This is a genomic window from Rhodoferax sp. TH121, assembly GCF_002251855.1.
Lineage (GTDB): Bacteria > Pseudomonadota > Gammaproteobacteria > Burkholderiales > Burkholderiaceae_C > Allorhodoferax.
The window spans coordinates 698030-711450 of record NZ_NOXW01000022.1; the positions used below are offsets into that span (position 1 = coordinate 698030).

Sequence of the window (13421 nt, forward strand, 5' to 3'; positions counted from 1 at the left end):
TTCAAGATTGCCCAGTGAAAAAGGCATCTTAGGCGGCGGTGGGCAGCGTGCCAGTGCGCGCTGGTAACGCAGGGGACAGCCAGAAACGACAAAGGCCCCGAAGGGCCTGTGTGGAGGAGAGTGCGTTGCGTGCGGCGCTTAGGCTGCCGCAGCCTTGGCCTTGCGGCGGCGTGCTACGGCACCCACCAATCCCAAACCAGCCAACATCAATGCATAGGTTTCGGGTTCTGGCACGGCAGACACGAAGTACAGCTGGTCTTGGGCGTGCGTCGAGTAGCGCTCGGTGTTCCTGTTGTAGCTGTACAAATTCAGCACGCGCACTTGGTTGCCCACGTCGGTCCAGCCATTGTTGACGGCTGTCGACGCCATTTGCACCAACTGGTTGGCATAGGCGTCATTGCTGTACAAGTTGCTGCCCACCAATTCCTTTTCCAAGTACCACACGGCTGTTTGGAAGGAGTTGGCCTTGGAGTTGCTCGAAAGAATGCTGGTCTTGAAGGCCGAGTTCGTATTGAAGTAGCTGAACAGCCATTCAGTCTTCAAGCTCAGGGGATCGCTATTGGCTGTGCCGCCAGAAGCGCCGTTGTTGGCGCTGTAGTAACTGGATGTCGCGTTTTGCGTTGCGTTGGATACGTTTTTGACGTACAGCGTGGTGTTGGCGTCAAAGTATTCGTACTTTTCCAAGCAGAAGGTATAGAACGAGTTCTCGCCCGACAAGGTGGACCCGTTGGATTTAACTTCAATGGCGGAGAAAGCTCCCGCCAGGCTGCCGCTAGGGGTCGTGCTGAGTTTGACGTAGTCGCCAGCCACCACTTCAGCGGATGCAAATTGCGCGCCCAGCAATGCAATGGATGCCAGAGCGATGCGGGCTACACGGCCCAAATTCTTGCGGTTCATTTTGTTGCTTCCCTTAAATAACCACTACCAAATCTGAAACAGATTGTTGATGGCGTAAGGCCAGGTGTAAATAGTCCGAACGGACTAAGCGGTGTGTGGGTGCTGCCGGCCATGCCTGTTTTCTGTGGCAAAAGTCACAGAAATGCCCGCGCGCCCAGAGGGCACATGCCTAGGGTGCCAGACCCAACACATGTGCCAAGTCATCGCGCTGGAGTGGCTTGCTAAATGAGCCCAGCACACGCAGGCCATCGGATACGGCCACTTCGGCAGCAATGGACATCATCAGACTGCTACCCCCGCTGAGGAGGATCACGCCACCGCGGTACTGCACCTTGGCCAGGTGACCCAGGAAATCAAGGCCATCGGTGTGCGGCATGACCATGTCGCAAATCAAAAAGTCAGGGGGCTGTGGCATCTGGGCCAGCACCTCGGCGCCGGTGCCGCCATCGCGTGCCGTGTGTACCTCGGCCACGCCCAGGCTCAACAGCATTTCGTGCAGCACGGTGTGGCTGAAGTCGTCATCGTCTACCACCAGCACACGCAGGGGCGCGCTGTCGGCTGCGGGTGCGGGGCTGGTGGTGCGCTGGGCTGCGGCTTGGCGGCGACGCTCCAGGCTCTCGAGCGTCGCGGTCAACACAAATTCGGACAGCGATTCTTGGGGGCCGAGCAAAGACTCAATATCCGCGCGTAATGCAGCGGTAATGGGAATGGCGGGCAGCGAAGACAGTTGCATGGATGAAGTGTAAGGGAATGTGAATGAGTTTTTGGCAAAAATATGTATGTATATACAGTTATTTGCCATAATTCATGGCCCAGATGTACGGGAGCGCGCCACATGCTTCCAGATTACGCCGAATTGCACTGCCTTTCCTCTTTCAGTTTCCAGCGCGGCGCCTCGCAGCCTGAAGAGTTGGTGCAGCGGGCCCATGCATTGGGCTACCGCGCGCTGTCCATCACGGACGCGTGTTCGGTGGCCGGTGTGGTGCGCGCGCATGTAGAAGCCAAGCGCTTGGGCCTGCAGCTGCTGCCGGGGGCTGAGTTTGCGGTGGCGCTTCCCGATGGGGGTCATTTCACGCTGGTGGCCTTGCCGCACAACCTGGCAGGTTGGGGCCAGCTGTGTACCTTCATCAGCGCCGCGCGCATGGTGGCACCCAAGGGCGATTACCGTGTGGACTGGTGCAAGGCGAACTGGGCCGGATTGCCGGATTGCGAGGTTTTGTTGCAATTCCCGACTGCTATCAATATGGAAGCTGCTTGCGCAATATCCATAAGGGCTAGAGGCCTATTTGGATCAAAAACCTGGTTGTTGGCCAGTGCCGGGCTGGTGGCGGGTGATGCGCTGCAGCGCGTGCGGGTGCAGCAGCTCTCGGCCTTGAGCGGCCTGCCGGTGCTGGCTACGGGCCAGGTGTGCATGCATGTGCGTTCGCGCAAGCCGCTGCACGATGTGCTGACCGCTGTGCGTCTGGGCCAGCCGGTGTCGGCCTGCGGTTTTGCACTCCAGGCCAATGCGGAGGGGCATTTGCGTTCGCGGGCGCGGCTGGCAGCGCTGTTCCCTCCTGCGTGGCTGGCCCACACACTCACCGTGGCGCAGCGCTGCACCTTCAGCTTGGACGAACTGCGTTATCACTACCCACTGGAGGCGGTGCTGCCGGGCCAAACGGCGGCGCAGACCCTGCGCCACTACGTGGAAGAGGGCGCGCAAGATCGCTACCCGCAGGGCGTGCCTGACGACATCCGTGCGCGGGTGGAGCACGAGCTGGCACTGATCGTGGAGCTGCGCTTTGAAATGTATTTCCTGACCGTGCATGACATCGTGCGCTTTGCGCGGCGCGAACACATCCTGTGCCAGGGGCGAGGCTCGGCGGCCAATTCGGTGGTCTGTTACTGCCTGCACATCACCGAGGCCAATCCGCATGAGACCTCGCTGTTGTTCGAGCGCTTTATCAGCCGCGAGCGCAACGAGCCGCCTGACATTGACGTGGACTTTGAGCACCAGCGCCGCGAAGAGGTAATCCAGTACATCTACGCCAAATACGGGCGCGAGCGCGCGGCCATTGCTGCCACCGTCATCAGCTATCGCCCGCGCAGCGCCCTGCGTGATGTGGGCCACGCGCTGGAGATCCCTGAGGTGCTGATCACCGCCATGGCCAAAGAGCACCCGGGCATGTACAGCCGGGAGGTACTGGCGGAAAGGCTACAGAATGCTATTGAAAAAGTAGCTGCTGGTGCAGATTCCACATGCGCTGTTGGCCATTTGATCGCAAGAAGTCAGGGTGGCAGTGTGCCCGGCGTAGGTAGAGGAGGAGACCGCGCAGCGGGCGGGGGACACGAAGCTGGGTGCACTGCCGCCCTGACGCCGCCGGAGCACCACGGTATTGCGATCCCTTCCGCGCGCCGCCTTCAGCTGTGGCTGGAGCTCAGCACCACGCTGCAGGGTTTTCCACGCCACCTGAGCCAACATGTGGGCGGCTTTGTGCTGACCCAAGGGCCGCTGATCCGTCTGGTTCCGGTGGAAAACGCGTCCATGGCGGACCGCTCCATCATCCAGTGGGACAAGGACGACTTGCAGGCGGTCGGCCTGATGAAGGTGGATGTGCTGGCCCTGGGCATGCTCAGCGCCATCCGCCGCTGCCTGGAGATGGTGACACAGCGGCGTGGCTTGCGCCAGCCGCTGCGCATGCAGGACATTCCGCGTGACGATGGGGCCACCTACGACATGATTTGCGCGGCCGATACCGTGGGCGTGTTCCAGATCGAGAGCCGCGCGCAGATGAGCATGCTGCCGCGACTCAAACCGCGCAAGTACTACGACCTGGTGGTGGAGGTGGCCATCGTGCGGCCGGGGCCCATCCAGGGCGGCATGGTGCATCCCTACCTGAAAGCACGGAACAGTCCCGCGCTCGCGCAGTCACCCTATCCGGCGCTGCGGGAAGCACTGGGGCGCACCCACGGCGTGCCGATCTTTCAGGAGCAGGTCATGCAAATCGCCGTGCTGGCCGCTGGTTTCACGCCGGGCGAGGCCGATGCCTTGCGCCGCTCCATGGCCGCGTGGAAGCGCCACGGCAATGTGAGCCAGTACCACGACCGGTTGGTGGGCGGCATGGTGGAGCGGGGTTACCCGCTGGACTTTGCCGAGGCCATCTTCAAACAGATGGAGGGCTTTGGCGAATATGGCTTTCCTGAGAGCCACGCGGCCAGCTTTGCGCTCTTGGTCTACATCAGCAGCTACCTCAAATGCCACGAGCCAGCCTGTTTCCTGGCCGCGCTGCTCAACAGCCAGCCACTGGGCTTTTATGGCCCGGCGCAGCTGGTGCAGGACGCACAGCGCCATGGCGTGGCGGTCCATGCGGTGGATGTGCTGCACAGTGAGTGGGACTGCACGCTGGAGGGGAATGCCGTTCGCCTTGGTCTGCGTCTGGTTGGTGGCTTGACGAAACCGGTGGCGCAGCGCATCACCGAACAGCGCCTGCAATCCCCCTTCACCAGCACCCAGGACCTGGCGCTGCGCTGCCAGCTGGATGCGGGCGATCTCAAGGCCCTGGCCAGTGCCGATGCACTGCGCTTGCTCAGTGGCCACCGCCGCCAGCAGGTGTGGGACGCTTCGGCGCTGCTGCCCGCCCCCAAGCTGCTGCAGGGCGTGCCGATTGACGAAGACGCGCTGGTGTTGCCCGCTGCGGGTGAGGGCGAGGAGGTGACGTTTGATTACGCCTCGGTTGGGCTTACTTTACGCTCCCACCCCTTGCTGCTATTGCGTGAGCAGCTATCAAAACTGAAGCTGCTGACAGCCGCGCAGATGCGTGACTACCCCAGTGGTCGGCTGGTACGGGCCTGTGGCATCGTCACCGCCCGCCAGCGACCTCAGACGGCCAAAGGCGTGGTGTTCGTGACGCTGGAAGACGAAACCGGCAGCGTCAATGTCATTGTCTGGAAGTCGGTGCGCGAGGCGTTCCGCGACACGGTGTACCGCGCGCGACTGATGGCGGTCTACGGGGTGTGGCAGCGCGACGACGAGAGTGGCGGCCAAGTGCGCCACGTGGTGGCCAAGCATCTGGTGGACCTGACCCACCTGCTGGGCGACCTGGCCACCACCAGCCGGGATTTCCACTGAGGCCTCGGGGTGGCGTGGTCTTAAAACTTGAAGCGCAGGCCGAAACTCAAGAAGTCTTCGCCGTTGGCGCCGTTGCTGTTGAGCAAGTCGTAAATCGCGCAGCGGTGGTGCAGGCGCACAAACAACTCGGTGTCCGGCGTTTGTGGCCGCGAAAACGCAGCTTCGACGAACAGGAAGTTCAGCGTGCGGGTACCTTGCCCATTGGCGCCGCGCTCCATGGGCCCGACCTCGCTGGTGTATGAGATGCCCAGCGGCGCCAACCGCAGGTCGGTGCGCAGCACGTCGCGCCAGGGAAAGCCGCTCCAGCGTATAGCGGGTGCCACCGCCACCTCCGTCAGGCTCGCCTTGCCCCATTGCTGGCCAATCATGCCGTCCAGCTCCAGGGCAAGGGGCCAGTCCTGTGATTTCCATAAGGTGGTGCTACCCGTGAGGGCCAGCATGTAATGGTCGGTGTAGTTGGCGGTGCCCGCAATCGCCCCCGCGGGTTCTGCATCGTGGTACTTGCCCGCATATAGGCCCCAGCTGGAGTCCCGCGACTGCGCTTGGGCTTGCCCATGCAGTCCGAGGAGCATGGCGGACAACGTGAGAATCAAACAGAACGGTGGTGTGCGTGAGGACATGACGCGAAATGTTTGTAGGGCGTGGTGGTGTGCATGGTAGTCACGCTGGTATGCCCGCGACAAGCTGGGCCATCAAGTCCATAGATCCGGCGGGGAGATGGAAACGCTCCAAGCGGTCTCGCCGCGGTGTAGCATGTCCACCGGGAGACAACGCTGTCCTGTGAGGCCCTTGCCATGACCGATACCACCCATCTGGAAGCCAAAGTTTTGTTGCTGGAGCACGACGCGCAACAATGCAAGGCTTTGACGGACTTCTGCGACTCCGTCGGGCTGATGCCTTTGCTGCGAACCTCGCACGATGCCCTGAACTGCCTGGAGCAGCACAAGGATCTTGCCGGCGTATTGTTGGCAGAGGATTTGCCTTGCGGCACCCGCGATGCCCTGCACCTTGCGGAGTCCATCCATCGCCTGCGGCCGGAGCTCCCCATTTTTCTGCGCCGAACTGTGGGGGGCGATCTCGACGCCCTGTACCGGGAATTTATCCGCTACCCCTGGCTGACCGGTGATATGGAGCAGCTGCGTGCGGGTGTGGAGCGCTCCATCTTCAGCCTGCGTTACCCCACGGCGCTGGTCGAGGGCATTGTGGATCTGACGCTCACGTCCATGCGCTCCATGTTCCCCAACGCCCGGGTGGAGGCGGAGCCGCCCTATGTGGTCCACGACCGCATCATTCACGGCGAGGTATCCACCATCATTCCCATCGAGAGCACCTGGTGCCGCGGCTACATGATGCTGCAGACCGAGGAGAGCGCCCTGCGCCAGGGCTTGCTCAAAGGTTTCAGTTATGAGGGTGTGGGTGGCGAGCTCAATTTTCGCGATCTCAATAACATGCTGGGCGAGACCACCAACCTGATCTGGGGTGCGTTCAAGAACCGCTACATCGCGCCGCAGACCACGGTGTCTACCCAATTGGCCCAGGTTCCCATTGTGATCAACCATGCGCACAAGTACATTTCGTTCGGATCGCCAGATCCCCAGTTATGTGTGCGCTATGCCCTCACGGAGGCTGGTCGCCGCGGCAGCCAGCCCTTGGTTATCGTGCAGCGGTTTATATTCAACCTCCATTGGGCGCCAGAGCAGTTTGCCGAGTCTTCGGCATCGAGCTCCAGTGAAGCGGGCGACCTGGATCTATTCTGAGCAAGTGATGTCGGTACACGCCGACGGGGAAGAGCAAGAAAATGGCGAATGTTCTGGTGGTGGATGATTCCAGCACGATGCGGGAGATTGTTTCCGGTTATCTGGGCAAGCATGGTTTCGACGTGGCGTTGGCCACGGACGGGCGGGATGGTCTGGCGCAGCTGAGTGCTGATCCCGATATCAAGCTGGTCGTGAGCGACATCAACATGCCCAACATGGATGGACTGGCCATGGCTGAAAAAATCCGCAGGGAACTGGGCAATACCTCGGTGCACATCATCATGTTGACCACCGAGGACAACCCCCTGATGCGCGATCGCGGGCGCGCCATCGGCGTTACCGGCTGGATCGTCAAGCCGTTCCGCGGTGACGCCGTGCTGAACGCCTTCAAGAAGTTCTGCGGTATGGCTTGAGGGGCTTGCCAGCCCCCACCCACTACACAGACTCAGGCATTCCGCTCTTCAAGGAACGGGTAATGGCCAAACCAATGCGGGTGGCCTCCAGTGCGTCGGACAAGGTCAACGTCAGCCTACGCTCGCCACGGCATGCGGCCACGAAATCCGCCATCTCCGCTGCAAAGGCAGCTTCGAAGCGCTCATAGAAGTCCTTGAGCACCGCATGACGTACGCCGTAGGCGTCGCTCTTCACCACACGGTCACGCGCGGCGTGCTCGCCCACCAGCAGCTTGCCGGAAGTGCCAATGATTTCCGTGTGCGTTTCATGCCCGTGGGCCATGGTGCGCGAGGCATAGAACACCGCCTTGGCTCCCCCCTCAAAGTCCACAATCGCCAGGCCGTTGTCCACATCGCCAAATTCGGCCAAGCCAGGATGCAACGCGATGGTGCCCGTGGCGTAGGCGCGCGTGGCCTTGGGGCGACCCAGCATCCAGCGCGCCAGGTCGATGTCGTGCACGCTGCAGTCCATGAAGATGCCACCGGAGGTGGGCGCAAAGCGCACAAAGAAGCCGTCCGGGTCGTTCTGGTCGCAGGTTTGCGAGCGCACGATGAAGGGGCGACCGATCTCGCCCGCCTCAATGCTGGCCTGGGCTGCGCGATAGCTGGGGTCAAAGCGACGCACAAAGCCCACCATGGCGATCAGGTCGGGGTGCTTGTCGGCTTCCGCCAGCACACGCTCGCAATCAGGCACGTTCAGGGCCAGAGGTTTTTCCACGAACACATGCTTGCCGGCTTGCAGCGCGGCAATGGTCTGGTCCGCATGCAGGGAGGTGGGGGTGACCAGCACAACGGCGTCCACATCGGGGCTGGCCAGCAGGTCTTCATAGCGGGCGTAGACCTGCGTAATGCCGAGCTGTTCGGTGGCATACGCGCGCTCGGCTTCCACCGGGCTGCAGGCGGCGGTGAGCACGCAGTTGCGCGTGCTGAAGGCCAGGGCTTGTGCGTGGCGCTGGCCCAGACGTCCCAGACCCACGATGCCAATTCGCAAGGGAGCTTTCATGGCGTGCTTCAGAAGGTGATGATGCGGTTGTTGGCGGCGCTCTCGGCTGCGGCGTCGGCCAGGATCTGGGCGTCCACACCGTCCTGCACGGTAGTGCGGAAGGTGCCTCCGTTTTGCAGCTGCGTGAAGAAGTGCTCAATCTCCAGGCGGTAGGCTGCGGCGTAGCGCTGCAGGAAGAAGGCTTCAGGATTGTCTTGCGAAGTACCTTGCGCGGTAGCCTGGGTCACTTCGCTGGGCTTGTGATTGCCACACTGCAGCATGCCTTTGGAGCCAATGACTTCAAAGCGCTGGTCGTAGCCGTAGGCGGCGCGGCGCGTGGTGTTGATCTGGCACAGGCGGCCCTTGACGGTCTTGATGGTGACGGCGGTGCAGTCAAAGTCACCGGCCTTGCCGATGGCGGGGTCAGTCAGGCAGGAGCCGGTGGCGCTCAGCCAGGCCGCCTTGTCGCCATCACCGCACAAGATCCAGCGGAACACGTCAAAGTCGTGGATCAGCATGTCACGGAAGATGCCGCCGGACTGCTGGATGTATTCCACGGGGGGCGCACCGGGGTCGCGGCTGGTGATGACCAGCATTTCGGGATTGCCGATGTCGCCACGGTCTAGGCGCGTTTTGGCTTCATTGAAGGTGGGATCAAAGCGGCGCTGGAAGCCGATCATGCAGGCCACACCGGCTGCAGCAACCTCCGCGCCGCATGCCTTGGCCCGCTCGGCAGACAGGTCCACGGGCTTCTCGCAGAAGATGTGTTTGCCGGCTTGTGCTGCGCGGGTGATGAGGTCGCTGTGGGTGGTGGTGGGGCTGCCGATGACGACGGCGTCAATGGACGTGTCGGCAAAGATGGCTTCGATGCTGTCCATGCGCGCACCATGCTCCTGGGCCAGCGATGCAGCATTCGCAGTCATTGGGTCGCTCACCGCAGTGAGTTCAATGCCGGGCATGGCGGCAAGGTTGGCTGCGTGGATGCGGCCAATGCGGCCGGCGCCAAAGAGGGCAACTTTTTTCATAGGTGTTTCAAGGTAAGGAATGGGAACAGAAAGGAATGCCTGCCTGCCCGTCAGGGCTGGCGCGGCCGGGTGGGTTCGTATTGCAGCTCCAGCCGGTAGGCCAGCGCCATGAAGAGGCTTTGCACCACGGCCATGGTGTTGGTCAGGGCACGGAAGCCAAAGACGCTGGTTTCATTCACCAGGATCGACGTCTGTGCCAACCGGGCCATGGGGCTCAGGCTGCTGTCAGTGATGCAAATAATCCGCGCGCCGCGCGCATGGGCCTCCGCCACGATGCTTTCGGTCTCAGGGGCATAGGGCGCGAATGAAATGGCCACCATCACATCCCCGGGGCGCAGCCCGCGCAATTGGCCATCCTGCATATTGCCCATGGCGGTGATGTGTTGCACCCGCTTCTCGGTGTGTTGCAGGGCATAGGTGAGGTAGGTCGAAATGGCGAATGAGCGGCGGGTCGCCATCAACCACACGGTGTCGGCGCGGAACAGCAAATCCACGGCGGCTTCAAACGCGGGCTCTTGCAGACTGCTTTGCAGCTCTTCCATACCCGCGATGCCGCCACCGATCACCGCGTGCACGATGTCTGCGCTGCTCAGGTCCTTGGCGCCGGATTCAATCGCGCCACGAATCCGCGACTGGTAGTCCCGGCTGGGGGATATCTGGCGCGCCAAGCCATCCCGAAACAGCTTTTGCATCTCGGTGAATCCGCTGAAACCGAAATGCTTGGCAAAGCGCACCACCGCAGACGGCTGCACCTCGCAATGCTCTGCCACCTGCTGGATGGACTGGATGCCCACTTGCCCGCGGTGTTGCTCCACATAGGTGCCGATTTGTTTGAGTTGGCGGCTCAGACCTTCGAATGCATGCGCAATCGCGGCAATCAGGGCTTCTTCGCTCTCGGGAGCGGGGGGGGTAGGAAGGGAGTTCATACGGGCTATTTTTAGAACAAATTATCCGTCAAACCTTCTAATTGAAAAGAAAATATGTTCTAGGGTTTTTACCAATTAGAAATAACTTTCTAATTTCGAGTGAAATCGATAAACTTCTTCGCAGATGCCGGAAGCCCCGCGTCTGCTGCATTGCAGTGAAGTTTTTATCTTTATCTGTGACATCAAAAAATTGGAGACCGCAAGATGAACCTGAAGTTGTCCCGCAAGACATTTGCAAAAACCGTATTGCTGAGCACATTGCTGGCTGTGAGTGGCATGGCCGCTGCGCAGTCCAAGATCGCATTGATCAGCCACGCACCCGACTCGGATTCCTGGTGGAACACCATCAAGAATTCCGTCAAACACGCCGGAGAAGACTATGGTGTGCAGGTCGACTACCGCAACCCACCCAACGGTGACCTGGCCGACATGGCCCGCCTAATCGAGCAAGCCGCTGCACAGGGCTACGACGGCGTGATCGTCACCATTGCTGACTACAACGTGCTGCAAAGCGCGATCAAGAAGCTCACCGACAAAAAGATCCCCGTGATCACCATCAACTCCGGCACCACCGAGCAAAGCGAGAAGCTGAGCGCCGTGATGCATGTGGGCCAGCCTGAGTACGAAGCCGGCAAAGGCGCTGGCATGCGCGCCAAGGCCGATGGTGTGAAGTCCTTCTTGTGCGTGAACCACTACGCAACCAACCCCGCCTCGTTTGAGCGTTGCCGCGGTTTTGCCGACGCCATTGGTGTCGACTTCAAGAAGAGCACCATCGATTCGGGTGATGACCCCACCGGCATCGAGGCCAAGGTCTCTGCCTACCTGCGCCAGAACCCCAGCACCGGTGCGGTGCTGACCCTCGGCCCCACATCAGCCCACCCCACCTTGAAGGCGCTGGAAAAAGCAGGTCTCAAGGGCAAGATGTGGATGGCCACCTTCGACCTGTCTGACGAAATCTCCAAGGGCATCAAGGATGGCTCGGTGAAGTTCGGTATTGACCAGCAGCCCTATTTGCAAGGCTATGTCCCTGTGGCCGTGCTGGCCAGCATGAAGTCCATGAAGAGCACGGATCTGGCTGCGGTGTCTGCTGCCGTCAAGGCCAATGCCAAAACCACGGCCCGTTTCAATGAGTACGGTTTGGCACCTGCCTACGGTCCCCGTCACATCGGCTCCGGCCCTGGCTTTGTGACCAAAGACAACATCGGCAAGGTCGAGAAGTACGCAGGCCAATTCCGCTAATTGCCTGTCCCCGTGGCAGAAAGGGCGCACTGCGCCTTTTCTGTTGCGGCCGGTTTCGTTTTATTTTGCATTTCCTGTGTGATGTTTATGACCCCCAACGCCCCCACCCTCGCCACCACGGCACCTGTTGACGACAGGGTCCGCCAGGTCAGCCTTGTGCGCAAACTCATGGCGCGCCCCGAATTCGGCGCCCTGGCCGGTACCTTGCTGGTCTTCGTCATGTTTGCATTCAGTGCCGGCGGCTCTGGTATGTTCAACCCCGAAGGCATCATCAACTGGAGCACCGTGGCCGCGTACCTCGGCGTGCTCGCCGTAGGTGCGGCACTGCTGATGATTGCGGGTGAGTTCGATTTGTCGGTGGGCTCCATGATCGGCTTTGCCGGCATGCTGCTGGCCATTCCGGCCTTGTACTGGGGGTGGCCCATCTCCGCCTCGGTGGTATTTGCATTCACGGTCGCCATGTGCCTGGGCTGGCTCAACGGTTGGCTGGTGGTGCGCACCGGCCTGCCATCGTTCATCGTCACACTGGCGTTTTTCTTCATTTTGCGCGGCCTGTCGCTGGCGGTGTCGGTCATTTTTACCGGCAAAACCATTCTGAGTGGCAATGGGGATCTGGTGCTGCGCGACATGATCAGCCAGGATCCGGTCATCGCGTTTCTGTTCAACGGTTACACCCTGACCGGTGTGTTCAACAGCTTGGCCCAGGCCGGCATTCTGGCCGCCCGCGACGACGGCACGGCGCTGGCCACCGGCATACCCAAGGCCGTAGTGTGGTGGATAGGTCTGACCGCTGCGGGGGCGTTTTTGCTGGCCCGTACCAAGTTGGGCAACTGGATTCAGGCTGTGGGCGGCGACGCCAATGCCGCCAAGAACGTGGGTATTCCTGTGGCCAAAGTCAAAGTTGGCTTGTTTGTCCTGATGGCGTTTTGCTCCACCGTGTTTGCCGTTCTGCAAGTGGCCGATGCCGGTTCTGCGGCGGCCGACCGAGGCTTGCAAAAAGAGTTTGAAGCCATCATCGCTGCCGTGATCGGGGGCTGCCTGCTCACCGGTGGCTACGGCTCGGTGATCGGTGCCGCGTTTGGCGCCCTGATCTTTGGCATGGTGCAAATCGGCATTGGTTACACCAGCATCGACAACAACTGGTACCGCGTATTCCTCGGCCTCATGCTCTTGATTGCCGTGCTGTTCAACAACTACATCCGCTCCCGCTTTGCTGCAGGCCGTCGTTAAACCACAGAGCCAATTTCCATGAGCGACTACATCCTTCAACTCGAAGACATCAGCAAGTTTTTCGGCCCCGTCATTGCCCTGGGCGGCGTGACCCTGCGTTTGCGCCGTGGCGAAGTGCACTGCCTGCTGGGCGACAACGGTGCTGGCAAGTCCACCCTCATCAAAACCCTGGCAGGTGTGCACAGCCCGGACAAGGGCGAATACCTGATCGACGGCAAGCCAGTGCGCTTCACCTCGCCCCGCCAGGCGCTGGACGCTGGCATTGGAACCGTCTACCAAGATTTGGCGCTGGTGCCGCTGATGAGCGTGGCCCGCAATTTCTTTATGGGCCGCGAGCCCACCAAGCAGGTGTTCGGCTTTTTGCCGGTCATGGACCATGTGCTGGCCGCTGAAACTGCTGGGGCCAAGCTGCGCGACATGGGCATTCGCATCCGCGATGCCAACCAGATGGTGGGCACCATGTCCGGTGGAGAGAAGCAATGTCTGGCCATCGCCCGCGCCATCCATTTCGGCGCCAAGGTGCTGATCCTGGACGAGCCCACCGCTGCGCTGGGCGTCAAACAATCGGCGAACGTGCTCAAGCTCATTGCCACCGCCCGGGCCCGTGGCATTTCGGTGATTTTTATCACCCACAATGTGAACCACGCCTACCCGATTGCAGACAGTTTCACCTTGCTCAACCGTGGCAAATCACTCGGCACCTACTTGAAAAAGGACGTCAGCAAAGACGAGGTGCTGGACATGATGGCCGGTGGCGAGGAAATGCAAAAGCTCATGGCCGACCTCGAAGGCGTAACGATCTGAA

The 13421-nt window shown here is 61.0% G+C and carries 12 protein-coding genes; 6 read left to right on the forward strand and 6 right to left on the reverse strand.

What is annotated here, in order from left to right; translation table 11 throughout:
* Positions 1–138: 138 nt before the first annotated feature.
* Positions 139–897, reverse strand: coding sequence for a PEP-CTERM sorting domain-containing protein (locus CHU94_RS19600; RefSeq protein WP_255034023.1), 759 nt, complete (start codon positions 895–897; stop codon positions 139–141).
* Between the two features lie 169 nt (positions 898–1066).
* Positions 1067–1630, reverse strand: coding sequence for a YlcI/YnfO family protein (locus CHU94_RS17655; RefSeq protein ID WP_176452073.1), 564 nt, complete (start codon positions 1628–1630; stop codon positions 1067–1069).
* A 102-nt stretch (positions 1631–1732) separates the two neighbouring features.
* Between CHU94_RS17655 and CHU94_RS17660 the strand changes: the two genes are divergently transcribed.
* Complete coding sequence (locus CHU94_RS17660) at positions 1733–5005, forward strand: error-prone DNA polymerase (protein WP_176452074.1); 3273 nt, start codon at positions 1733–1735, stop codon at positions 5003–5005.
* Positions 5006–5025: 20 nt separating this feature from the next.
* Here CHU94_RS17660 and CHU94_RS17665 read toward each other — a convergent pair whose 3' ends face one another.
* A complete protein-coding gene (locus CHU94_RS17665) occupies positions 5026–5625 on the reverse strand; it encodes a hypothetical protein (RefSeq protein WP_141211486.1) in 600 nt (199 codons plus the stop codon).
* A 174-nt stretch (positions 5626–5799) separates the two neighbouring features.
* Here CHU94_RS17665 and CHU94_RS17670 point away from each other — a divergent pair, with 174 nt between their 5' ends.
* On the forward strand, positions 5800–6762 hold the full coding sequence (locus CHU94_RS17670; protein WP_094482287.1) for a chemotaxis protein CheX: 963 nt from the start codon (positions 5800–5802) through the stop codon (positions 6760–6762).
* 41 nt (positions 6763–6803) lie between these two features.
* Entirely contained in the window at positions 6804–7175 is a 372-nt protein-coding gene (locus tag CHU94_RS17675; RefSeq protein ID WP_094482289.1) for a response regulator, read from the forward strand.
* A gap of 22 nt (positions 7176–7197) precedes the next feature.
* Here the strand turns inward: CHU94_RS17675 and CHU94_RS17680 are convergent, their stop codons facing one another.
* The 3 genes from CHU94_RS17680 to CHU94_RS17690 are packed head-to-tail and all read right to left on the reverse strand — an operon-like array spanning position 7198 to position 10147.
* Complete coding sequence (locus CHU94_RS17680; RefSeq protein ID WP_094482291.1) at positions 7198–8217, reverse strand: Gfo/Idh/MocA family oxidoreductase; 1020 nt, start codon at positions 8215–8217, stop codon at positions 7198–7200.
* 8 nt (positions 8218–8225) lie between these two features.
* Complete coding sequence (gene iolG, locus CHU94_RS17685; protein WP_094482293.1) at positions 8226–9221, reverse strand: inositol 2-dehydrogenase; 996 nt, start codon at positions 9219–9221, stop codon at positions 8226–8228.
* Between the two features lie 50 nt (positions 9222–9271).
* Complete coding sequence (locus tag CHU94_RS17690) at positions 9272–10147, reverse strand: MurR/RpiR family transcriptional regulator (protein WP_094482295.1); 876 nt, start codon at positions 10145–10147, stop codon at positions 9272–9274.
* 276 nt (positions 10148–10423) lie between these two features.
* On the opposite strand from CHU94_RS17690, the gene CHU94_RS17695 reads away from it, so the two are divergent.
* From CHU94_RS17695 to CHU94_RS17705, 3 genes are all read left to right on the forward strand, one after another.
* Complete coding sequence (locus CHU94_RS17695; RefSeq protein WP_255034050.1) at positions 10424–11386, forward strand: sugar ABC transporter substrate-binding protein; 963 nt, start codon at positions 10424–10426, stop codon at positions 11384–11386.
* An 87-nt stretch (positions 11387–11473) separates the two neighbouring features.
* Positions 11474–12616, forward strand: coding sequence for an ABC transporter permease (locus CHU94_RS17700; protein ID WP_094482861.1), 1143 nt, complete (start codon positions 11474–11476; stop codon positions 12614–12616).
* An 18-nt stretch (positions 12617–12634) separates the two neighbouring features.
* Complete coding sequence (locus CHU94_RS17705) at positions 12635–13420, forward strand: ATP-binding cassette domain-containing protein (protein WP_094482299.1); 786 nt, start codon at positions 12635–12637, stop codon at positions 13418–13420.
* Position 13421: the final 1 nt, after the last annotated feature.

Excerpts from the sequence above, each read along its gene's own strand:
- CHU94_RS19600 (WP_255034023.1), bottom strand. The coding sequence starts at position 897 with ATGAACCGCAAGAATTTGGGCCGTGTAGCCCGCATCGCTCTGGCATCC.
- CHU94_RS17655 (WP_176452073.1), bottom strand. The coding sequence starts at position 1,630 with ATGCAACTGTCTTCGCTGCCCGCCATTCCCATTACCGCTGCATTACGC.
- CHU94_RS17660 (WP_176452074.1), top strand. The coding sequence starts at position 1,733 with ATGCTTCCAGATTACGCCGAATTGCACTGCCTTTCCTCTTTCAGTTTC.
- CHU94_RS17665 (WP_141211486.1), bottom strand. The coding sequence starts at position 5,625 with ATGTCCTCACGCACACCACCGTTCTGTTTGATTCTCACGTTGTCCGCC.
- CHU94_RS17670 (WP_094482287.1), top strand. The coding sequence starts at position 5,800 with ATGACCGATACCACCCATCTGGAAGCCAAAGTTTTGTTGCTGGAGCAC.
- CHU94_RS17675 (WP_094482289.1), top strand. The coding sequence starts at position 6,804 with ATGGCGAATGTTCTGGTGGTGGATGATTCCAGCACGATGCGGGAGATT.
- CHU94_RS17680 (WP_094482291.1), bottom strand. The coding sequence starts at position 8,217 with ATGAAAGCTCCCTTGCGAATTGGCATCGTGGGTCTGGGACGTCTGGGC.
- iolG (WP_094482293.1), bottom strand. The coding sequence starts at position 9,221 with ATGAAAAAAGTTGCCCTCTTTGGCGCCGGCCGCATTGGCCGCATCCAC.
- CHU94_RS17690 (WP_094482295.1), bottom strand. The coding sequence starts at position 10,147 with ATGAACTCCCTTCCTACCCCCCCCGCTCCCGAGAGCGAAGAAGCCCTG.
- CHU94_RS17695 (WP_255034050.1), top strand. The coding sequence starts at position 10,424 with ATGGCCGCTGCGCAGTCCAAGATCGCATTGATCAGCCACGCACCCGAC.
- CHU94_RS17700 (WP_094482861.1), top strand. The coding sequence starts at position 11,474 with ATGACCCCCAACGCCCCCACCCTCGCCACCACGGCACCTGTTGACGAC.
- CHU94_RS17705 (WP_094482299.1), top strand. The coding sequence starts at position 12,635 with ATGAGCGACTACATCCTTCAACTCGAAGACATCAGCAAGTTTTTCGGC.